Raw genomic sequence first — 20,799 nt, forward strand, 5'->3', positions numbered from 1 at the left:
AAGTTGGACGCACCGTCACTTTTTGAGAACTCAAAACTAACTGCCCACAAAGAACCCGTATTGCTCTGCCAAAACATGCCGCGTTTCAGCGCCCAGCGCGCACGCCCTTTCAGATCACCGCCGTAAGTATCCGAACGTGTATTCACGAGATTGGTGAGGAAAGAATGCAGCAAATACCCATGGGCACAATGAACCTCTAAAAGATCATAACCGACCTCAAGCGCAAGCTTGGCAGAGTGCACGAACTGCGCTTGCACCTCTCCAATCTCTGCAATGCTCAACGCCCGCGGCGCTTTCCAAAGTCGCGTGACATCTGGATCAAACGCGTCGCCCGTCAGCGCGACGGTTTCCCAGCCCAAAGGATCATCTCCATCCAAGTGATTGCCCCCATTGAGAGCATCAGCAGCGCTCCCTTTTCGGCCAGAATGCGCAATTCGAATACCTGCTAAGGCCCCGAAAGACCGCTGAAAAGCCACAACAGGCTTCAAAGCCTGAGCATGTTTTTCACCCCAAAGTCCCGCGCAACCATTTGATATGCGGCCCTATCGCGACACTGCTGTGCATTCGGTCATGATCAGGCCTGCACCGCCAACAGCGCGTGCCCCCAAATGCACCATGTGCCAATCGCGTGCGACGCCATCGTCTGAACTGTACTGGCACATTGGCGACGTCCCGATCCGGTTCTTGAAAGTGACGTCGTTGATCTGAAGCGGGGTGAAAAGCAGCGACGTGTCTAGGAATTCCTCAAGTACGATTCAAAAATCTCTGCGCAAGCAAGGCGATGCGCAACAAAGTGTCAAGCGCCGCCCCCTTGCACCCCTGCCCCGCTCTGCCCTACATAGGTCGCAAGTTAATTAAAGGGAGTGCGCTATGCGCCGTGTCGTCGTCACAGGTTTGGGAATTGTCTCCAGTATCGGTAACAACGCAGATGAGGTTCTGTCCTCGTTGAAGGAAGGCCGCTCCGGCATCACTGCCAATGAAGATATGAAAGAGCATGGCTTTCGCAGCCAGATCGCAGGCTCTGTTGATCTCAATGTAGCCGATCACGTGGACAAGCGCACGTTGCGCTTTATGGGCCCGGGGGCGGCTTATGCGCATATTGCGATGGGTCAGGCGATTGCGGATGCGGGTCTTACTGAGAAAGAAATAATCAACCCGATGACAGGTTTGATTGCAGGCTCTGGCGGTCCTTCCACCTCTGCCATGCTCGCCGCACATCAGGTTGTTCTAAAGACAGGCGCGACCAAGCGTATTGGCCCTTTCGCAGTTCCAAAGACGATGTCCTCGACTGTGTCTGCCAACCTCGCGACAGCCTACCAGATCAAAGGCATGAACTTTTCGATCACGTCAGCATGCTCTACGTCCTTGCACTGCATCGGAATGGCAGCCCAGCAAATCGCACTTGGTTTGCAAGACACGATGTTCGCAGGTGGCGGCGAAGAACTCAACTGGACCCTGTCCTGCCTGTTCGACGCAATGGGCGCGATGTCGAGCAAATATAACGACACACCCGAAAAAGCCTCCCGCGCATTCGATGCAAACCGTGATGGTTTCGTGATCGGCGGCGGTGGCGGCATGATCGTGCTGGAATCCCTCGAGAGCGCTCAAGCGCGTGGTGCGAAAATATACGCCGAAGTCACAGGGTTTTCTGCCACATCCGATGGTGCAGATATGGTTGCCCCTTCCGGCGAAGGCGGCGAGCGTGCAATGCTTGGTGCTTTGAAGACACTAAATTCAGATCGCAAAGTCAGCTACATCAACGCACACGGCACATCCACGCCCGTCGGCGATGTGGGCGAAATCGAAGCGGTCCGTCGCGTGTTCGGGACCGGCTCCACGCCGCCCGTCAGCTCGACCAAATCGATGACGGGTCACTCCCAAGGGGCCACAGGCGCGCAAGAAGCGATCTACTGCCTGCTCGCGCTAGAGCATGACTTCATCATTCCCTCGATCAACGTCGAGACCCTCGATCCCGCGCTGAACCCAGCTGAGATCGCGACGCAGCGCATCGATAACGCTGGCCTTGATACGGTAATGACGAACTCCTTCGGCTTTGGCGGCACCAATGGCTCCATGCTGCTTTCTAAATTTCACGGGTGATAGAATATGACAGGTTCCATGCACGGAAAACGCGGCCTTATCATGGGTGTCGCGAATGAACGCTCCATTGCATGGGGTATCGCCAAAGCGATGGCTGAAGCAGGCGCAGAGCTGGCTTTCACCTACCAAGGCGAAGCTTTCGGCAAACGCCTAGAGCCGCTCGCCGCTTCCGTTGGCTCCGACTTTATGGTTGATGTCGATGTCACCGATGATGCGTCCCTTGACACGGCGTTCGAACAACTTGGCCAGCGCTGGGACACCATCGACTTTGTGGTCCACGCGATTGCCTATTCAGACAAAAACGAACTCACAGGCCGGATCCTGAACACGTCGCGCGAGAACTTCAAAAACTCGATGGATATCTCAGCCTACAGCCTGATCGAAGTCACAAGGCGCGCGCACCCCATGATGGTAGCAAACGGCGGTACGATCTTGACGTTGACCTATATGGGTTCCACGCGTGTGACACCTAACTATAATGTCATGGGCGTTGCAAAAGCCGCGCTTGAATCCACAGTTCGCTATCTTGCTAATGACCTTGGCCCCGAGGGCATTCGCGTCAACGCGATCTCACCGGGTCCAATGAAAACGCTCGCCGGCGCTGCCATTGGCGGTGCACGCAAGACCTATAAACACACTGATCAAAACGCGCCCTTGCGCTCTAATGCAACACTCGAAGCTGTTGGCGGTGCCGCCGTTTTCCTCGCCTCGGACGTGGGTGCGTGCACAACTGGAGAAATCCTGCGTGTTGATGGCGGGTTTCACGTTCTCGGTATGCCTCAGCAAGACAACCTCTAATGCTTCATCTTTCGAAGTAAACTTCGGGGGAAACTCAACTTGCTGAGTTGGGGGCAGCGCCCCCGCCTTCGAATTTTCTAGAAAATTCGAGCACCTAGAACCACTGTCCTGGCTCCATCAAACCAAGATCCAACAATTGCCGCGAGTGCCATTCAAAAGGTGCGGAGTTGTGCCATTGAAACGATTGAATATCAAAAGCCGATCCCGGGTTACGCTTTAGCGCCTTTGCAGTTCGAAACGACATAATCGCCGCAGACAAATTGTGGTGCCATTCACAAGAATACGTGTTGTATTCCGGCTCGTTAAACGTGTGGTTCCCGCGCAGCACCAATTCCTTAGAGGATTTAAACAAGCCAACACGATCAATCTTGCGGCTTGCTTCTGAAATATGCTCTTCGAAACGCCACCGCAAACCTCCAAAGAAATCCAGTTGCCGTTCTTCCGGCCACTCGGTTCCAGGTTTCATTCGTGCCAGCGCATAATACCCAGAGCGATCCATATGCGCATGATCGAGCGACACCGCATTCGGGAACTTTTCTAAGTCATTCGCATAAAGATCGACAACATAAGTCATTATCGTCGAACGGCGCTCTTCAACATTAAACGCAATCATTTCACCCACAGTGCGCGTTTCGCAAAATGGGTAAAATAGATATTCTGCATTGTAACAATAATAGAGCCAGATATCAGGCACCGCTTTGATCACGGCATTTACCGCTTTTTCCAAAGCAGCATCCGCGCTCATGTCATAACTTACGCGGTGCACGCGATCAGCCAAGTCTTTGGGCAACTCAAACGCATCAGGCATAAAGACAACAACATGTTTAAAGCCACAATCGATGTGATGGCGCAGGGTTGTGCCAACCTCGATATCATCTTCCACAAAAATCAGTGCAACATGCCCTTTGAGCAGCACTTCATTCGCGGCAGAGATGAATTTCTTCAAGGATGAATAGCGTGCCACCGAGTGTTTCCTTTGCCCATACTGTTTTCCCTAGAATCGGTCATTTGCGCGCGCATTGCAAGCGCCCTCGCTTTTGATGTAACACGCGCCAAACAGAGCGCATTCAGCGCAACGCTTCCGTAAAACCGCCAAAGGCTGCTTATCATGTCAGAGACTAAAAAACTCTTTATCAAAACATACGGCTGCCAAATGAACGTCTATGACAGTGAACGCATGAGCGAAGCACTAGGCGCATCAGGCTACGTCGAGACCAAAACACCCGACGATGCCGACATGATCCTGCTCAACACCTGTCACATTCGTGAAAAAGCGGCGGAAAAGGTTTACTCTGAACTTGGCCGTATGAAGGCCTTCAAAGCCAATAAGCCAGACCTGAAAATTGGTGTCGCCGGATGCGTGGCGCAAGCTGAGGGGCAAGAAATCATGCGCCGCCAGCCTGCGGTTGATCTGGTTGTCGGCCCGCAAAGCTATCACCGCCTTGCAGAGATGGAAGCCAAAACCCGTCGCGGCGAAAAAGCGCTCGATACGGATTTCCCTTTAGAAGACAAATTCGAAGCCTTGAAAAACCGCCCCAAAGCGCGGCGCGCACCTGCGGCCTTTCTGACGGTGCAAGAAGGCTGCGATAAATTCTGCGCCTTTTGCGTCGTTCCTTATACGCGCGGTGCCGAAGTGTCGCGCCCCGTGCAGCGCATAGTTGACGAAGCCAAAGACCTCGTGGAACGCGGCGTGCGCGAAATTACTCTGCTTGGTCAAAACGTGAATGCTTATCACGGAACAGGGCCTGATGGGAACGAGTGGGGGTTGGCTCAGCTCATATGGGAACTTGATAAAGTCGACGGTCTTGCCCGCATCCGCTTTACCACATCTCACCCCAATGACATGCAAGATGACTTGATCGACGCTCATGCGCATTGCGCCAAGCTGATGCCATATTTGCATTTACCTGTGCAATCCGGCTCTGACCGCATCCTCAAGCGCATGAACCGCAGCCACACATCAGACAGCTACCTGCGCCTGATCGAGCGTATTCGCGCAGCGCGCCCTGACATCCTTATGTCCGGCGATTTCATCGTGGGCTTTCCAGAGGAAACCGAAGAAGACTTCCAAGCCACACTCGATCTCATCGAAGAGGTGCGCTACGGCTACGCCTATTCCTTCAAATACTCGACCCGCCCAGGTACACCTGCCGCTGAGCGCGCGCAGGTTGAAGACGCCGTTGCATCAGAGCGGTTGCAACGCTTGCAAGCTTTGATCACGCGCCAGCAAACTGAGATCCAACAAGGCATGGTTGGGCGCGATGTAACTGTCTTGGTTGAAAAGCAAGGGCGTGATCCCGGTCAGATGGTTGGCAAGTCAGAGTATTTGCACGCGGTCCACATCAATGACTGCACAGCGCAGCCCGGTGATCTGGTAAATGCGCGCATTACAGAAGCCGTGCGCAATTCCCTTGCTGGCGCTCAAATCTAAGCCAGCGGCCGAAACTTACGAATCGTATGTGTGGGACCCTCTTTAGATGCACCTTTAAAGAGAGTGTCTTTCCGCTGAATACATCTCATTTGATATACAATCACGATCTTTACCCTTCCGAGGGGCATTTCACGCGCTAATATGCCTTGGTTTGGCCACAATACGCTTCACACGGGGCTAGGATTTGTTATGATGGCAATATCTAGTGGGATGCAGAGTGACAACACCGCGTATATGGTGGCGCTCTGGGGGGATTTAGGACGAAGGACGAAAGCTGTGGTAAATTTACTTTCCAAAGCACTTGGTACCGTTACAAAATGCGCCGCGATTGTTAGTTTGAGTGCCTTCGCTCTCAGTTCTTCCGCCGCAGCATAGCAGTACGGCACCCAGCAATACGGAAATACTCAAGGCGTCGCGACTGCCATTCAAGGCGCTGCAACAGGTAACACACGCACTGTACTAGGCGAGCGTTACATTCCAAACATCTGGGTTGACCCCGATGGGTGCGAGCACTGGGTAATGGACGACGGCGTTAAGGGTTACATGACACCCCACGTCAGCCGCCAGGGCATCCCGGTCTGCCGTCGTGGTAACGTCTGCGGTGTGATGAACTCTGATCAGTTCTTCTCCACCAACAGTCATAGCATCAGCCGCTCTGGTCGCGACAGCGTTGCAAACTTCTTCCGCAGCGCAAGTGCATCTGCATTTGTGATCGCAGGTCACACGGACAGCCGCGCATCTGATGACTACAACATGCGTCTGTCTTACAATCGCGCGGCAACAATCGCGAGCATTGCAAGCAGCGTTGGCGCACGCGTCGTCGACGTACGTGGCTACGGCGAGCGTATGCCAATCGCATCCAACAACAGCGTCGGCATGTCCAAGAACCGCCGCGTTGAAATCATCTGCATTCGCTGAGGGATAGACACATGAAATTTGCAAAACTCTCTCTCGCGCTTGTCGCTGTTGCTGGTCTAGCGGCTTGTGAAGGCGGCGGTCGTAGCCCTGACAAAGGCACAGACTTCGGTACAGACAAAAAAGATCTCAGTACATTGATCGCTGGCATCTGGGTCGACCCGAACGGCTGTGACAACTGGATCATCGACGATGGCTTTGAGGGCTACCTCTCGGCACGTCTCGACAAATACGGCAAGCCAGTATGCTCCGGCGCAGCACCTGCGAACGTTGCAACCGGCCCATGGCGCGGTGGTGCGACTGACTTGTTCGCGAAGTGATCTTTGATCACAACGACTTGAAAACATCTAAATTAGACCGCAGGTTTCACACCTGCGGTTTTTTTCGTAAAGCAACGCTCTAAGTAACCAATCGAACCTAATAAGGAATGCCCTGAGTGAGCACAGTTGACTTATCTCCAGACCTGCCAACTGCGGCAGAGGCCACGTTGGACTTTCCAGACAACCGTCTGCTGATTGATCTATGCGGTGAGTACGACAAGAATCTCGCTCATGTCGAGACGGGATCAGACGTTCAGATCATCCGTCGGGGAAATCGCTTGGTCATCATGGGCCAACCCGATGCGCGCGCAGCTGCCATCGAAGTTCTTGGCACGCTTTATGCGCGCCTCGAAGCTGGAAAATCTGTGGAACCTGCGGACATCGATCGTGAACTTCGTATGGGCCTGGCCCCGCGTGCGCCGTCTGCAGACGACAGCCCTCAGTCCCCGTCCGCCAATGACATCATCGAGATTAAGACGCGCAAGAAACTCGTAGAACCTCGCACAGACGCGCAAAAAGCCTACACAAAAGCGCTCTTTGATAATGAGCTCGCCTTTGGAATCGGCCCTGCTGGCACAGGCAAAACCTATATCGCTGTTGCAGTTGGGGTTTCGATGTTCATTGGTGGACATGTAGACAAGATCATCCTGTCGCGCCCAGCCGTGGAAGCTGGCGAAAAGCTCGGCTACTTGCCCGGTGACATGAAGGACAAGGTCGACCCGTATATGCAGCCACTCTACGATGCGCTAAACGACTTCTTGCCTGCCAAACAACTCACCAAACTGCTCGAAGACAAACGCATCGAAATCGCGCCGCTCGCTTTCATGCGTGGACGAACACTATCCAATGCGTTCGTCGTTCTTGATGAAGCGCAAAACGCGACGACGATGCAAATGAAGATGTTTCTCACGCGCCTTGGCGAAGGCTCTCGTATGGTCATCACAGGGGATCGCACGCAAATCGATCTTCCGCGCGGTGTTCCGTCCGGCCTTGCTGATGCCGAACGCCTGCTCAATCAAATACCTTCAATCAGCTTCAATTATTTCACATCCAAAGATGTCGTGCGCCACCCTCTCGTCGCCGCCATCATCGAAGCTTATGAAGCAGATCATGAAGCTATGCTTGCACGTAAGAAAACCTGAATGCCTTCATCTTTCCAAATAAACTTCGGGGGTCTGGGGGCTGGCCCCCAGCTTAACCTGCGTCTGGGGGCTGACATCCAGCGAGCAGTACCTTGCTAACGGACACCATTATCGAAGACGACCGCTGGCAAAGCTTGGATATTTCTTCGCTTGCTGAAACAGCAGCGCGACAAACACTCACCCACTTGAACCTTGATCCAAATGCCTTTGAGATCGCCATCCTTGCCTGCGATGACGCACGCATCTCAGAACTCAACACAGAGTTCAGAGACAAACCAACCCCCACCAACGTCCTCTCGTGGCCCTCGGATGAGCGCGCAAGCAGCACGGACGGTGCAGCCCCGCAAAAACCTACGCTCCCGATGGATGCAGAACTCGGTGATATCGCCATCAGTTACGATACATGTGAGCGGGAATCGTGCGCGGCAGATAAGAGCATGAGCAATCACGTTACCCACTTAGTCATCCACGGCGTGCTACATTTGCTTGGATACGATCATATCCGTGACCTTGATGCCACTTTGATGGAAGAAACAGAGGTGTTGATACTTGGCACTTTAGGCATAGATACCCCATATTAAGACAACGCAGTGCACAAGACGCTGCCACTTATAAGGAATACAGCGCGCCATGGGCGACAAAGACGGCTCCTCTATAGCAGCGCAAAGCGCGCAGCTCGAAGACGAGCAAACCAAACCACACCCCGAGCCCTCTCAACCTGAGAGCGGCTTTTTTTCACGCGTCATCTCTGCCCTAAGTCCGTCCCAAGACGGCGCACCAGAGCAAACACCAGCACCAGCGCCTGCGCGGACCCAACCGCACGGAATGATCAACCTGCGCCGCATGCGTATCGAAGACGTCGCCATACCCAAAGCAGACATCACATGTGTTGCCAATACAGCCAGCAAAGACGAGCTTCTCTCGGTTTTTCGCGAAAGCGGGCTAACCCGCCTGCCCGTTTATGATGGTACCCTTGATACACCGCTGGGCTTTGCGCACTTGAAAGATTTTGCGCTTTTATACGGCTTTAACAGTGCAAAAACAGCGTTCGATCTGACCGCGATGCTGCGCCCGCTGCTTTTTGTTCCACCCTCTATGCCCATCGGCATTCTGCTCACAAAAATGCAGACCGAACGTCGACATATGGCCCTCGTCATTGACGAATACGGGGGTGTGGACGGCTTGGTCACGATTGAAGATTTGATCGAACAGGTCATTGGCGAGATCGAGGATGAACACGACACAGAAGAAGCAGAACTTTGGACGCTTGAAAAATCTGGGCAGTACTTGGCACAGGCCAAAACGCCGCTTGATGAATTCGAAGACGCGATTGGCATTCATCTGACAGAAGACGACGAAATCGATGCAGAAGAGATCGAAACACTCGGTGGTCTGGTCTTTATGCTCGCAGGCCACGTTCCAGCCCGCGGCGAAGTCGTCCGTCATCCAGCAGGCTATGAGTTTGAAGTGATCGATGCAGATCCACGCCGCATCAAACGCCTACGCGTGCGTCTCGCGCCGCCTGCTGAATAAGCGATGAGCCCGAAGCGGCGACACTTTGCGCTGTGCATCCTTGCAGGCCTTTGTTTTGCTGCAGCGCAAGCACCTTTAGGCCTTTGGCCTTTGGTCGTTGTCGGTTTTGCATTGTCGGTTTGGCTGCTGAAGACATCCGAAACACCACGCCGCGCAGGCTGGACCGGGTGGAGCATCGGCGCGAGCTATTTCGCTGCGTCTTTGCTCTGGATCGTTGAACCGTTCTTGGTCGATATTGCTCTAACAGGCTGGATGGCCCCCTTTGCACTCATCGGCATGGCGGGTGGCCTTGCATTGTTTTGGGCCTTGCCCTTCTGGCTCGCTATCCGCCTAGGCAAACCTTCTTCACTGCTCGCACTTTGGCCGCTTGCCGAATATGCGCGCAGTACATTTTTCACAGGCTTCCCTTGGGGTCTCAATGCCTACGCTTGGATCGACACACCCTTGGCGCAGATCGCGGCATGGATCGGACCACATGGTCTTGGCGCATTGACCCTAACGTTCGCAGCGCTGCCCATTCTGTGGGACATGCGCAAAGGCACAGCAATCGCGTTCCTAGGGTTCGCCGCACTCGCCGCACTTGGCATAATGCGCCTCTCGAACGCGCCTGAAATAGCGCAAGATGCGCCGACCATTCGCCTTATCCAACCGAACGCGCCACAGCATCAAAAGTGGGATCCAGCCTTTGCCCCGATCTTTTTCACCCGCCTCATAGATGCGAGCAAAGCCAGCCCCAAACCTGATCTCATTGTCTGGCCTGAAACATCCCTACCTACATGGCTCAACGATGCGGATCGCGCGCTCGGCATTATTGCAAACGCAGCCAATAACACGCCCGTCCTTTTCGGCGCACAGCGTTACGAAGGGCTACGTGCATACAACAGCCTTGTGTATATGAGCACCTCTGGCGACGTTAAACATATATACGACAAACATCACCTTGTGCCTTTTGGCGAATATCTGCCGTTTGACGCCCTCCTTAGTCGTTTGGGCATGAGCACGTTGACTGAGACATTCGGTGGTTTTACCGCAGGCAAAGGTCCTGAACTGATAGATCTTGGACCACTGGGCAAAGCTCTCGCACTCATCTGTTATGAGGCTGTGTTTCCCCATCAAATGAATAGCGCAGAGGGTCGTCCGCGTTTCCTTTTGCATGTCACCAATGATGCGTGGTTTGGCACACGGTCAGGCCCACAACAGCATCTTGTTCAAGCGCGGTTTCGCGCCATCGAGCAAGGATTGCCGCTGCTGCGAAGCGCAAACACAGGGATCAGCGCCGCCATTGATGCCCATGGGCGCGTTTTGCAAAGCTTGCTACTCGGAACGGAAGGGTACATAGATACCGCATTGCCGCCAGAATTAGAGCGTACGCTTTATGCACGATTTGGCGACAATCTTGCGTTATTGGCCTTACTCTTTCTGCTTTGTGCCACAATTTTGCCTTACCGTTCCGCGAAAGAGTGACTAAGACACACAAGGGCCTCGCCCATTATATGACCGTCACAACGGCTTCCTGACGTGGCGGACTAACCCTACTGGAGCACTACACATGTCACGTCAAAACTATACTTTCACTTCAGAATCCGTTTCTGAGGGCCACCCAGACAAGGTCTGCGACCGTATCTCTGATGCTGTTCTCGATGCCTTCCTGCGCGAAGAGCCTGAGGCACGCGTTGCCGCAGAAACATTTGCCACAACGAACCGCGTTGTAATCGGTGGCGAGGTTGGTCTTGCTGACCAGTCCAAACTCAAAGAATACATGGGCAAGATCGACAGCATCGTCCGCGCTTGCATCAAAGACATCGGCTACGAGCAGGAAAAGTTTCACCACGAAACAGTAAAGATCACCAACCTGCTGCATGAACAATCCGCACACATCGCGCAAGGCGTTGATGCAACGGGCGACAAGGAAGAAGGCGCTGGCGATCAAGGCATCATGTTCGGCTACGCGACAAATGAAACTGACGCGCTTATGCCCGCCCCCATCCAGTACAGCCATGCGATTTTGCGTCGCCTTGCAGAGGTGCGCAAGAACGGCACCGAGCCAACGCTTGGCCCTGATGCGAAAAGCCAGCTGTCCGTGGTTTACAAAGACGGCAAGCCGGTTGGCGTGTCCTCAATTGTTCTGTCCACTCAGCACCTTGATGAGAACATGACATCTGCCGACGTACGCGCAGTTGTTGAGCCTTATATACTCGAAGTCCTCCCGAATGGCTGGGTCAGCGATGCAACAGAATGGCATGTTAACCCGACGGGTAAATTCGTGATTGGTGGCCCTGACGGAGACGCGGGCCTGACAGGTCGCAAGATCATCGTAGACACCTATGGCGGCGCAGCTCCGCATGGTGGTGGTGCATTCTCTGGTAAAGATCCGACCAAAGTCGATCGCTCTGCCGCTTACGTTGCGCGCTATTTGGCAAAGAACGTCGTTGCCTCTGGCATGGCGGAACGCTGCACGATCCAGCTTTCTTATGCGATTGGTGTGTCCAAGCCCCTGTCGATCTATTGCGACACGTTTGGCACGGGCCAGGTTGACGACGCCGCGATCGAGCGCGCGATTGATCAATGCATGGACCTAACACCACGCGGCATCCGCGAGCATTTGGGCATGAACCGCCCAATCTATGAGCGCACAGCAGCCTACGGCCACTTCGGTCGTGAGCCTGAAGCGGATGGTGGTTTCTCTTGGGAAAAAACCGATCTAGGCGAGGCGCTGAAAAAAGCTGTCTAAGACGAGATCTTACAACCTCAACAGAAACCCCTGCAGATTTTTGCGGGGGTTTTTTGATTGTGCTTGATCTGCATCAAAGCACGATACGCCAGCAAATGTTAGCTTCTAGGTGACCCCAAGCTTAGGAGATCATGCCCATGCTTACGATCACAAAACCATCCGATAATCGTGTTGATATTACCTTTGACGGCGGCATCGATGCGAACATCATGACAGCTGCACTTGATAAGTTGTTTGATGCGTCCAAGGACATCAAAAACGGAGTTTCGCTCTACACGATAACAAATTTTGACATGCCGACACTTGGTGCAATAGGCGTGGAATTCACAAAGCTTCCGCAGTTGTTCGGCTTGCTAAGCAAGTTTCAAAAAGTCGCAATTCTCTCCGACAGCGCCTTTATTAGGACCGCAGGCGAAGTTGAAGGTTTTCTGCTGCCGGGGGTCGAGATCAAGAGTTTTCATCTAAATGAACGCGCCATAGCCGAAAATTGGCTCGTGACACCCGTCGATGAGCCGATCAATTCTTATAACTGACCACGCATGTTCCAAAGCTCAGGAAACAACTCTACCTCGAGCATTTTGCGCAAGTACTTCACGCCAGACGTGCCACCCGTTCCCCGCTTGAACCCGATGATCCGCTCCACAGTTGTGACGTGATTGAATCTCCAACGGCGAAAATAGTCTTCAAGATCAACAAGCTTTTCGGCTAATTCGTAAAGCGACCAATGCTCTTTCGGATTTTGATAAACACGCGTCCATGCATCCATCACTTCTGTGCACGCCACATGTGGCCCATCCAGACAATACGCATTTGCAGGAAACGTTATGTCAAACTCGCGCGCAAGATTGTCGAGCGCGATATGATAAAGCGATGGGCGCTCCATCTCTTGACCCAACATGTGATGCAATTCAGCGCGGTGCTCATGGACCTTCATCATAGCGCGATTACGATTGCCTAGAATGAACTCGATCAAGCGATATTGATGCGATTGAAACCCAGACGACGCCCCGAGATCATCACGAAACTCGGTGTATTCACTGGGTGTCATCGTGCGCAGAACATCCCAAGCATTGTTCAACTGCTCAAAAATTCGCGCAACACGGGTTAACATTTTGAACACTGGAGGAAAATCACCCCGCGCAAGATGTTCGCGCGCCGTCGCAAGTTCGTGCAAAGCAAGACGCATCCATAATTCAGAGGTTTGATGTTGAATGATGAACAGCATCTCATCATGCGCATTCGACTGAAGGTTCTGTGAGCCTAGAATGGGGTCGAGCGACAGATAATCAATGTAACTCATGTCTTTGGCGAAAGACATCTTTGCGCCCTCACGCTCAGGATCGTATGCAGCCATAGCGATGTCTCCAATAAAATATTTGCGCGCCTTTGATAGAGTTCGCTTAATCTGCGACAAGGTCAACGCCAAGCTTGCTATCACCCTCCAGAAGCGTATGCAGGTGTAAAGTAAACTAGACAGGCCCCTTACATGTCGCCTCGCCTTCCTATCATATTTGTCGTCGCCACGGTCGCAATTGACGCGATGGGTATCGGGTTGATCATGCCTGTGATGCCCGATCTGCTACGTGAAGTGGATGGGGGCAACCTCAGCGATGCGGCGATCTGGGGCGGTATTTTGGCGACAACATTCGCGGCGATGCAGTTCCTTTTTGGCCCTGTGGTCGGCTCGCTCAGTGATCGTTATGGACGTAAACCGATCTTGGTTTTTTCGCTCGTTATTATGGCGTTCGACTACGTGCTAATGGCTTTCGCGGGTACGATTTGGTTGCTTCTGATTGGTCGCATCATTGGCGGAATTACTGCATCAACACACGCCACCGCCGCTGCTTATATCGCTGATGTGTCCAAACCTGAAGAAAAGGCCGCAAATTTCGGCCTCATCGGTGCTGGCTTTGGCATTGGTTTCGTCTTTGGCCCTGTCATCGGCGGTTTGCTCGCTGAATTTGGCACGCGCGCGCCCTTTTGGGCTGCTGCGGTCCTTGCATTGTCGAATGCAATTTTCGGTTGGTACGTGCTGAAAGAAAGTGTCACCGACGCCAATCGCCGCGCTTTTGATTGGAAACGCGCCAATCCTTTTGGCGCCTTCAAATCCATCGGCAGCTTCCCCGGCCTCGGCGCATTACTTTTGGTCTACTTCTTTTACCAAGTCTCAAGCGTCGTCTATCCCGCCGTTTGGTCGTTCTTCACGGCCGAGCGTTTTGCATGGTCGCCCGGCACCATTGGCCTGTCGCTTGCAATCTTCGGCATCTCATTTGCGCTGGTCCAAGGCCTCTTGGTCGCGCCTTCGATCAAACTTATGGGCCATCGCAAAACAGTCATCGTCGGGTTAATCCTAGAGGCCGCCGCCCTCGCGCTCATCGCAGTCATTTGGTCTGGCAATGTTTTGCTCTGGTGTATCCCCTTCGCTGCCCTTGGCGCTATCGGCATGCCTGCGCTCCAAGGGATCATGTCGCGCCGCGTCAGCGACGACGCACAGGGCGAATTGCAAGGCGTGCTCACTTCGGTCAACTCGCTTGCAGCCATCATCGCGCCTTTGGTTCTTACGCGAAGTTTTGCATATTTCACAGAACCGGATGCCCCCATCTATCTGCCCGGCGCACCCTTTATCATCGCAGCGGTCTTGATGCTGATCTCAGTGGTGATTTTTCAAATGCGCAAACGCTCTTCCGCCACGTCATAAATTCCGCGAAATGTCGGAAACGGGCTTGTCTGTTCTCTTTGCTTGGTCAACCCTGATGCCAAGTCTAGGAGAATACTATGCCAATTATCAAAGCCGCCGTTTGCCATGAATTTGGTGCCCCTCTGTCCATCGACGACGTGCAATTGCGCGCCCCTGAAATGGGTGAAATCGAAGTCACGCTTGACGCATGCGCCATCTGTCATTCCGATATTTCCTATGCAGGCGGTGCTTGGGGCGGTTCACTTCCTGCGGTTTACGGTCATGAAGCAGCAGGCATAATCACAAATGTCGGCGGTGGTGTACGTGGTCTGAATGAAGGCGACAGCGTCGTCGTCACACTCATCCGTGCGTGTGGAAACTGCGTCTCCTGCGCAGGCGGCGCGCCCACATTGTGCGAAACGCCCTATGATGGCGATCATGGTCCTTTGAAAACCGCCGATGGTGGCAAACTCCACCAAGCTATGGCCTGCGGAGCTTTTGCAGAAAAAGTCGTCGTCGATCAACGCCAAGTCGTCAAAATCGCTCATGACATTCCCAAAGACGCCGCCGCCTTACTTGCTTGTGGCGTGATCACCGGCGTTGGTGCTGTGGTGAACGCCGCCAAGCTGACAGCGGGTCAAGATGTGGTTGTGATCGGTGCGGGCGGCGTTGGCCTGAATGCAATCCAAGGTGCGCGCATCGCAGGTGCCCGCCGCATCGTTGCTGTTGATATGAGCGAAGAAAAGCTCGCCATCGCGCGCGAATTTGGCGCAACTGACGGCGTCCTCGCGACCTCTGGCAAACCATGGCGTGATGCGAAAAATGCAATTGGTCGCGGCGCAGATGCTGTTATCGTCACTGTTGGCGTTGCCGCAGCCTATACTGATGCGGCGCGATATCTGGCCTATGGTGGCAAGGTCATCATGGTCGGCATGCCCGCGACAGGTGCCAAGTCCGAATACGAAGCCGCCAACTTCGCAGCTGTTGGTCAATCTATGATCGGCTCTAAAATGGGCGATGCAGTCATCCAGCGCGACATCCCTTGGATGGTCGACCTGTATGGACAAGGGCGCTTGAAACTTGACGAGTTGATCTCAGGCCGCTGGTCTTTGGATCAAATCAATGAAGCGATTGAAGACACCAAATCCGGCTCTGCCAAACGCAATGTGATCATGTTCAAATGAAGCTGCAAGATCTCGACATCATCGTCACAGCCCCCCCCGCACCTGGGTGGGGTGGCCGCTACTGGATCCTCATTAAAGTCACGACAGACACAGGCATAACAGGCTGGGGCGAATGCTACGCCTCCTCCATCGGACCTGAAGCGATGCGCCCCGTGATAGAGGACGTTTTCGAGCGGCACATGCAAGGCGAGAACCCTGAAAACATCGAACTCATGTTCCGGCGCGCCTATTCTTCGGGCTTTACACAACGCCCTGACTTGACGGTTATGGGAGCATTCTCTGGTCTCGAGATTGCTTGCTGGGATATCCTCGGCAAAGCACGCGAACGCCCGGTCTATGCGCTGCTCGGCGGCAAGATGAACGAACGCATCCGCGCCTATACGTATCTCTATCCGCTGCCTCATCACGATATGGCTGCATTCTGGACCTCTCCAGAAATGGCCGCCGAAAGCGCCGCGGATGCCGTTGCACGCGGTTATACAGCCGTCAAATTCGATCCCGCTGGCCCCTACACATTGCGCGGCGGGCACATGCCCGCCATGAGCGACATCAGTCAATCCGTCGCCTTTTGCAAAGCCATCCGCGAAGCTGTGGGTGATAAAGCAGACCTTTTGTTCGGTACGCACGGCCAGTTTAATACCGCTGGCGCGATCCGCCTTGGCCAAGCGCTTGAACCCTACTCACCGCTTTGGTTCGAAGAACCCACCCCACCCGATCACGTTGAAGACATGGCGCGCGTCGCACGCAATGTACGCATTCCTGTGGCCACAGGCGAACGCATGACGACCAAGTCAGAATTTGCGACCGTCTTGCGTGCAGGTGCTGCCGAAATCCTGCAACCCGCCTTGGGTCGTGCAGGCGGCATTTGGGAAATGAAAAAGACGGCAGCTATTGCCGAAGTCTTCAACGCGCAAATGGCGCCGCATCTTTATGCAGGTCCTATAGAATGGGCAGCCAATATCCACCTCGCGGCGTCGATCCCAAACATCTTGATGGCGGAAACAATTGAAACACCTTTCCACGACGCTCTGATCAAAAGCTCTATCAAAGTTGAGCAAGGCTTCATTACACCGCCGACGACACCCGGACTCGGCATCGACGTTGACGAGGCGCTCGCACGCGCACATCCCTACAATGGAAAAGGGCTCCACCTGCAAATGCAAGAAGAGCCCTGTGATTATGCCAATGGCAACGCTTTTGAGGGAGGTGCGCCAGCCCCAAAGGACTGACGCATCGCTTCATCTTTCTAAATAAACTTCCGGCCCTTTGGGCCGGCACCCGAATTTTCTAGAAAATTCGCACACCGCTCTAAACACGCTCCCATGGCCGAATGAAGGACCCAAGAACCTCTGTCACCGCACTATCATCCTCTGAACTCGCGGAAAGCTGCGCAACCAAACCGCGCTTTTTGTCATCCACAACAGACACAACCCGCGTCTCAAGACCCGCCTTTTCAAGCGCGCCATTGTAGACCCGCGTGATCGCAGATTTGCGCAAGTCTGGTTTGAACACCTTACCCACAGCGGTCTTGGGCAATTCATCCAAAATAGTCATGTGCTTGGGCTGCGCTGCGCGTTCATGGACCTGCTCTTTGCAGAACGCCATCAACTCTTTCTCGGTAACTTTCGCACCCGCGACAAGCTCGACAAAGGCACAGGGCACCTCACCCGCATGGGCATCGGGTTGACCAATCGCACCTGCAAAAGCAACAGCCTCGTGACCAAGAAGCGCTTCTTCGATCTCTGCCGGATCAATGTTGTGACCGCCACGAATAATCAAATCTTTCGCACGACCCGTGATCCACAGATACTCATCCTCATCAAAACGACCCAAATCACCCGTGCGCAGATAATCCCCATGATAGAGGTTAACGTTTTTGTCTTCTTCCGTGTACGTCGCACCGACCATAACGCCGGGGTTGGAAATGCAAATTTCACCAACCTCATCAGGCGCGCATTCAAGCGGCCCATCCGGCGTGTCTTTGAGGATTTTCACATCCGTATAAGGGAAGGTGATCCCGATCGAGCCAACCTTTTTTTCACCATCCACAGGATTGATCGAAACCAGACATGTGGCCTCGGTCAAACCATAACCCTCAACGATCTGCACGCCAGTCGCGGCTTCAAACCGTTTGAACAGCTCCAAAGGAAGCGGTGCAGAACCAGAAAACGCATTCTTCACCGAACTCACATCCGCATCAATTGGGCGTTGCATCAGCGCTGAAATCGCAGTCGGAACGGTGATGATAAAGCTAATCTGCCAACGTTCGATCAGCTTCCAGAAGTTATCAAACACACCTTCGCCGCGGTAGCCTTGCGGCGTCGGGAAGACCACATGCGCGCCGCTCGAAATTGCGGACATCAAGATGACATGCACCGCAAAAACGTGGAACAGCGGCAGCGGACAGATCACGTTGTCTTTTTCAGTGTAGAGCAACTCGTGTCCGAGCCAGCCGTTATAAATCATCCCATTATAGGTATGCTGCGCGACTTTCGGCATGCCAGTCGTGCCGCCTGTGTGGAAATACGCAGCGACCCGATCACCTTTGCTGTCAGGAAAATCAAGCGTGGTGTTCTGCTTGGCCACCTCTTTGACGAAGTTCATAACTTTGGCGTGGTGCGACACAGGGTTCTTCGGGCGTACCAGCGGCACAATCCAGCTTTTCGGCGGCGTCAAATAACGGTTGAGATCCACTTCCAAAATCGTCTTCACATTCGGCGCATGACGCACCGCTTCAGCCGTTTTCTGAGCCACGTCCGTCTTTGGAAACGCTTTGAGCGTTACAACAACTTTTGCTTTCGTTTCACGCAAGATTGCAGCGATCTGGTCCGCTTCGAGCAATGGGTTAATCGGGTTTACAATCCCTGCGACCATCCCGCCCAAAAGCGCCAAGATCGTCTCGTTCGCGTTAGGTAAAACGTAAGCAACCACGTCTTTTTCACCCACGCCTAGCTTGCGCAAAAGGTTTGCAGTTTGCACTGTCTTATTCAGCAACTCCGACCAACTAAGCGTTTCCGCAGGATCCTTCGGTCCAGAAAACAGCTGGTAGCTGACAGCAGGACGATCCGGGAATTTACCGGCAGTTTTACTGAGCAACTGGTGAAGCGTGACGGGCACGTCGCGCTCCGACCATGGCATTTGCGCCTCGAGCGCCTTTTTGTCTGCAACGGATGCAAATGGCATGGTTACTCCTCCCCTGAACCATAATATCGCGCTCGTTTCGCGCGCTTACGTGCAAGATGTGCGCGCGAAGGCGCAAACGCAAGCATTCCCAAACGTAGATTTGACGTTTGCTTCTATAAAAACAGTTCAAACTGCATAAAAGCTGTCAAAAGCCTGATGAACCGCTTTGTCAAACCACGCCATGCACATATCCTTGCGATTACGCGCCTCATTTTGCCTTTTCTAATTCTTTGCTTGTTCTGCGTATCTGCCTGCACAAGGCTTACAGATGTGATCGCCTATGAAACCTCAATCGAGCGCATTGCGCTTGGCGACGAGACCGTCCCGTATTACGAAAACAAAGCACTGACGAATGCGCACATCGGGGCAGAGCTAAAGTCGAGCGGCTTTACATCGTTCCTTTGGTTGCACCCCAGTGCTGGTGTAACGGAGTAGTACGCGAACGGGATCTCAAAAACTGACGCGGCAAACGTCAAATCTGTTTCCAAAGCTCTGTTCTCAGCGCTCGTCGGCATTGAAACGAGCTTATGAACAGACGCACCTATTGCGTCCTTTGCAGGCTGCGCAACACCCGACACGCTCAAGCCCTTAAGCTACGACGTTTTGATGAACATGACCGCTGGTTTTGATTTCACCGAAAACGTGTCCAGTGACATATACGCGGCCCCCAAATGGGGCTGTCGTGCTTTGCAGCTGCCCGTCACTGCGCGCTCTGGTGCACGTTTCAACTACAACACGCTCCAATATCATCTGCAGGCATCGCCTTGGCTGAGCGACGCGGTAGCGACATCGCAAGCCTTCTTCAGAAAAGGGTGCTTGGACCAATGGGCATCACACTTGATGGTTGGGTCAAGAATAGCGATGGCGACGTCTTCACAGGTAGTGAATTGCGCCTGCATCCGCGTGATATGTTGCGCTTTGGCGCGGTTTATTTGAGTGACGGACGGATAGATGGACAGCAACTGATCCCGAAGGAATGGATCGTAAAATCAAGAACACCGCAGCGCAGCGTTACAGGGCGTGACGGGATTGCGTATAGTTATGGTTGGTGGCTCACGAAACTTGCAGGTCAAGAAGTGCAATTTGCCGAAGGCTACGGTGGGCAGGCAATCGTGATTGCGCCAGATGCAGGCCAAGTTTTTGTTTTTACGGCACCTACAGGTGGGCTGGTTACTGGCGCGAAACATGATGCAAGGATCGCAAAATTACTCTCGCTTACAAAGCACTTGCTGCAATAAAAAAAGGAGCGGAAAAACCGCTCCTTCAAAACACTCTCAGATCAAAGCAAATTTACGCTTCAACGCCTTCCTGCGGGATGCGCAGAACTTGACCTGGATAGATTTTGTCAGGGTGGCTGAGCATAGGCTTATTCGCCTCAAAAATCGCAGTGTACTTTGAGCCATTGCCCATCGCTTTTTCCGCAACTGCCCAGAGCGTGTCGCCTTTTTCAACGGTGTGGAACACAGGTGCGGCGTCGCCGTCATCTGCTTCGTCCGTCTCAACAGCGCCAATACCTGTCACGTTGCCAACTGCCAAAATGATCTTTTCACGGATCGACGGGCTCACCGCGCCAACACCTGCAACGCGCACTTTGTCACCCTCAACCTGAATATCGAGACCTTCGGCTTCAAGACCCAAATCCGCGACTTCTTTCTTCAGCTCGTCAACGGACGGCTCCGCATCATCACCACCGAACAATTTCTTGCCAGCGTCTTTCGCAAAACTCCACAAACCCATCTTATATTCCCGTCTTGATAAGTTGCGCCGACTGTCGCGCGCCTGCCC

General features: G+C 53.6%; 20 protein-coding genes, 1 pseudogene and 1 riboswitch. Of the genes and pseudogenes, 16 read left to right on the forward strand and 5 right to left on the reverse strand.

The genetic code is table 11. The features are described 5' to 3' along the window. Positions 1-98 precede the first annotated feature (98 nt). Positions 99-755 (reverse strand): annotated as a pseudogene (locus PFRI_RS21580) (oxidoreductase); the annotation flags it as partial. A gap of 115 nt (positions 756-870) precedes the next feature. Between PFRI_RS21580 and PFRI_RS01330 the strand changes: the two are divergent. Both PFRI_RS01330 and PFRI_RS01335 read left to right on the forward strand, forming a co-directional pair. Then, positions 871-2,100: a beta-ketoacyl synthase N-terminal-like domain-containing protein gene (locus PFRI_RS01330; protein WP_072628965.1), complete on the forward strand. Its 1,230-nt coding sequence runs from the start codon at positions 871-873 to the stop codon at positions 2,098-2,100. 6 nt (positions 2,101-2,106) lie between these two features. Further along, positions 2,107-2,898: an enoyl-ACP reductase FabI gene (locus PFRI_RS01335; protein WP_072628966.1), complete on the forward strand. Its 792-nt coding sequence runs from the start codon at positions 2,107-2,109 to the stop codon at positions 2,896-2,898. Between the two features lie 94 nt (positions 2,899-2,992). Here the strand turns inward: PFRI_RS01335 and PFRI_RS01340 are convergent, their stop codons facing one another. Further along, positions 2,993-3,862: a hypothetical protein gene (locus PFRI_RS01340; protein ID WP_072628967.1), complete on the reverse strand. Its 870-nt coding sequence runs from the start codon at positions 3,860-3,862 to the stop codon at positions 2,993-2,995. Positions 3,863-4,006: 144 nt separating this feature from the next. On the opposite strand from PFRI_RS01340, the gene miaB reads away from it, so the two are divergent. The 9 genes from miaB (at position 4,007) to PFRI_RS01385 (ending at position 12,503) form a co-directional block, all read left to right on the forward strand. Then, the gene (gene miaB, locus PFRI_RS01345; RefSeq protein ID WP_072628968.1) at positions 4,007-5,329 is read left to right on the forward strand and encodes a tRNA (N6-isopentenyl adenosine(37)-C2)-methylthiotransferase MiaB; all 1,323 of its coding nucleotides are present in this window, start codon (positions 4,007-4,009) and stop codon (positions 5,327-5,329) included. A gap of 519 nt (positions 5,330-5,848) precedes the next feature. Beyond that, complete coding sequence (locus PFRI_RS01350) at positions 5,849-6,247, forward strand: OmpA family protein (protein WP_425439433.1); 399 nt, start codon at positions 5,849-5,851, stop codon at positions 6,245-6,247. Positions 6,248-6,258: 11 nt separating this feature from the next. Continuing rightward, positions 6,259-6,564, forward strand: a complete 306-nt coding sequence (locus PFRI_RS01355; RefSeq protein WP_072628969.1) for a hypothetical protein — start codon at positions 6,259-6,261, stop codon at positions 6,562-6,564. A gap of 116 nt (positions 6,565-6,680) precedes the next feature. Next, on the forward strand, positions 6,681-7,706 hold the full coding sequence (locus tag PFRI_RS01360; RefSeq protein ID WP_072628970.1) for a PhoH family protein: 1,026 nt from the start codon (positions 6,681-6,683) through the stop codon (positions 7,704-7,706). Between the two features lie 92 nt (positions 7,707-7,798). Next, the gene (gene ybeY / locus PFRI_RS01365; protein ID WP_072628971.1) at positions 7,799-8,287 is read left to right on the forward strand and encodes an rRNA maturation RNase YbeY; all 489 of its coding nucleotides are present in this window, start codon (positions 7,799-7,801) and stop codon (positions 8,285-8,287) included. Positions 8,288-8,336: 49 nt separating this feature from the next. Then, positions 8,337-9,239 carry a hemolysin family protein gene (locus PFRI_RS01370; protein WP_072628972.1) on the forward strand — a complete coding sequence of 301 codons (903 nt, stop codon included), beginning with the start codon at positions 8,337-8,339 and terminating at the stop codon, positions 9,237-9,239. 3 nt (positions 9,240-9,242) lie between these two features. Continuing rightward, the gene (gene lnt / locus PFRI_RS01375; RefSeq protein WP_072628973.1) at positions 9,243-10,703 is read left to right on the forward strand and encodes an apolipoprotein N-acyltransferase; all 1,461 of its coding nucleotides are present in this window, start codon (positions 9,243-9,245) and stop codon (positions 10,701-10,703) included. Positions 10,704-10,733: 30 nt separating this feature from the next. Beyond that, a riboswitch (SAM-SAH riboswitch) is annotated at positions 10,734-10,782 on the forward strand. A 6-nt stretch (positions 10,783-10,788) separates the two neighbouring features. Continuing rightward, a complete protein-coding gene (gene metK, locus PFRI_RS01380; protein WP_072628974.1) occupies positions 10,789-11,970 on the forward strand; it encodes a methionine adenosyltransferase in 1,182 nt (393 codons plus the stop codon). Between the two features lie 137 nt (positions 11,971-12,107). Next, on the forward strand, positions 12,108-12,503 hold the full coding sequence (locus PFRI_RS01385) for a SpoIIAA family protein (protein WP_072628975.1): 396 nt from the start codon (positions 12,108-12,110) through the stop codon (positions 12,501-12,503). Here PFRI_RS01385 and PFRI_RS01390 read toward each other — a convergent pair. Further along, on the reverse strand, positions 12,494-13,324 hold the full coding sequence (locus PFRI_RS01390; RefSeq protein WP_072628976.1) for a tryptophan 2,3-dioxygenase: 831 nt from the start codon (positions 13,322-13,324) through the stop codon (positions 12,494-12,496). The two genes, PFRI_RS01385 and PFRI_RS01390, sit on opposite strands and share 10 nt — an antisense overlap. Positions 13,325-13,456: 132 nt before the next feature. Here PFRI_RS01390 and PFRI_RS01395 point away from each other — a divergent pair, with 132 nt between their 5' ends. The 3 genes from PFRI_RS01395 (at position 13,457) to PFRI_RS01405 (ending at position 17,060) form a co-directional block, all read left to right on the forward strand. Beyond that, entirely contained in the window at positions 13,457-14,668 is a 1,212-nt protein-coding gene (locus tag PFRI_RS01395) for a TCR/Tet family MFS transporter (RefSeq protein ID WP_072628977.1), read from the forward strand. Positions 14,669-14,745: 77 nt separating this feature from the next. Continuing rightward, a complete protein-coding gene (locus tag PFRI_RS01400) occupies positions 14,746-15,831 on the forward strand; it encodes a zinc-binding dehydrogenase (RefSeq protein ID WP_072628978.1) in 1,086 nt (361 codons plus the stop codon). After that, positions 15,828-17,060 (forward strand): mandelate racemase/muconate lactonizing enzyme family protein, encoded by a 1,233-nt coding sequence (locus tag PFRI_RS01405; RefSeq protein ID WP_072628979.1) that lies wholly within the window; start codon positions 15,828-15,830, stop codon positions 17,058-17,060. The genes PFRI_RS01400 and PFRI_RS01405 overlap by 4 nt, the downstream gene beginning before the upstream one ends. Before the next feature lie 79 nt (positions 17,061-17,139). Here PFRI_RS01405 and PFRI_RS01410 read toward each other — a convergent pair whose 3' ends face one another. Then, positions 17,140-19,014, reverse strand: a complete 1,875-nt coding sequence (locus PFRI_RS01410) for an acyl-CoA synthetase (protein WP_072628980.1) — start codon at positions 19,012-19,014, stop codon at positions 17,140-17,142. 156 nt (positions 19,015-19,170) lie between these two features. Between PFRI_RS01410 and PFRI_RS01415 the strand changes: the two genes are divergently transcribed. Further along, positions 19,171-19,449, forward strand: coding sequence for a hypothetical protein (locus PFRI_RS01415; RefSeq protein WP_072628981.1), 279 nt, complete (start codon positions 19,171-19,173; stop codon positions 19,447-19,449). Between the two features lie 389 nt (positions 19,450-19,838). After that, positions 19,839-20,252: a serine hydrolase domain-containing protein gene (locus tag PFRI_RS01420; RefSeq protein ID WP_072628982.1), complete on the forward strand. Its 414-nt coding sequence runs from the start codon at positions 19,839-19,841 to the stop codon at positions 20,250-20,252. A 52-nt stretch (positions 20,253-20,304) separates the two neighbouring features. On the opposite strand, the gene lysM is transcribed toward PFRI_RS01420, so the two are convergent. Beyond that, positions 20,305-20,751, reverse strand: a complete 447-nt coding sequence (gene lysM / locus PFRI_RS01425; RefSeq protein ID WP_072628983.1) for a peptidoglycan-binding protein LysM — start codon at positions 20,749-20,751, stop codon at positions 20,305-20,307. Between the last annotated feature and the right edge of the window lie 48 nt (positions 20,752-20,799).

Origin of the sequence: Planktotalea frisia (genome assembly GCF_001890925.1) — a bacterium.
Lineage (GTDB): Bacteria > Pseudomonadota > Alphaproteobacteria > Rhodobacterales > Rhodobacteraceae > Planktotalea > Planktotalea frisia.

Bases quoted from the DNA above. Each gene is read 5' to 3' on its own strand.
- PFRI_RS01355 (WP_072628969.1), top strand. From the start codon at position 6,259: ATGAAATTTGCAAAACTCTCTCTCGCGCTTGTCGCTGTTGCTGGTCTA.
- miaB (WP_072628968.1), top strand. From the start codon at position 4,007: ATGTCAGAGACTAAAAAACTCTTTATCAAAACATACGGCTGCCAAATG.
- PFRI_RS01330 (WP_072628965.1), top strand. From the start codon at position 871: ATGCGCCGTGTCGTCGTCACAGGTTTGGGAATTGTCTCCAGTATCGGT.
- PFRI_RS01420 (WP_072628982.1), top strand. From the start codon at position 19,839: ATGGGCATCACACTTGATGGTTGGGTCAAGAATAGCGATGGCGACGTC.
- PFRI_RS01410 (WP_072628980.1), bottom strand. From the start codon at position 19,014: ATGCCATTTGCATCCGTTGCAGACAAAAAGGCGCTCGAGGCGCAAATG.
- PFRI_RS01405 (WP_072628979.1), top strand. From the start codon at position 15,828: ATGAAGCTGCAAGATCTCGACATCATCGTCACAGCCCCCCCCGCACCT.
- PFRI_RS01390 (WP_072628976.1), bottom strand. From the start codon at position 13,324: ATGGCTGCATACGATCCTGAGCGTGAGGGCGCAAAGATGTCTTTCGCC.
- PFRI_RS01370 (WP_072628972.1), top strand. From the start codon at position 8,337: ATGGGCGACAAAGACGGCTCCTCTATAGCAGCGCAAAGCGCGCAGCTC.
- PFRI_RS01350 (WP_425439433.1), top strand. From the start codon at position 5,849: ATGGACGACGGCGTTAAGGGTTACATGACACCCCACGTCAGCCGCCAG.
- PFRI_RS01400 (WP_072628978.1), top strand. From the start codon at position 14,746: ATGCCAATTATCAAAGCCGCCGTTTGCCATGAATTTGGTGCCCCTCTG.
- PFRI_RS01395 (WP_072628977.1), top strand. From the start codon at position 13,457: ATGTCGCCTCGCCTTCCTATCATATTTGTCGTCGCCACGGTCGCAATT.
- lnt (WP_072628973.1), top strand. From the start codon at position 9,243: ATGAGCCCGAAGCGGCGACACTTTGCGCTGTGCATCCTTGCAGGCCTT.
- metK (WP_072628974.1), top strand. From the start codon at position 10,789: ATGTCACGTCAAAACTATACTTTCACTTCAGAATCCGTTTCTGAGGGC.
- PFRI_RS01415 (WP_072628981.1), top strand. From the start codon at position 19,171: ATGAACCGCTTTGTCAAACCACGCCATGCACATATCCTTGCGATTACG.
- PFRI_RS01385 (WP_072628975.1), top strand. From the start codon at position 12,108: ATGCTTACGATCACAAAACCATCCGATAATCGTGTTGATATTACCTTT.
- lysM (WP_072628983.1), bottom strand. From the start codon at position 20,751: ATGGGTTTGTGGAGTTTTGCGAAAGACGCTGGCAAGAAATTGTTCGGT.
- PFRI_RS01335 (WP_072628966.1), top strand. From the start codon at position 2,107: ATGACAGGTTCCATGCACGGAAAACGCGGCCTTATCATGGGTGTCGCG.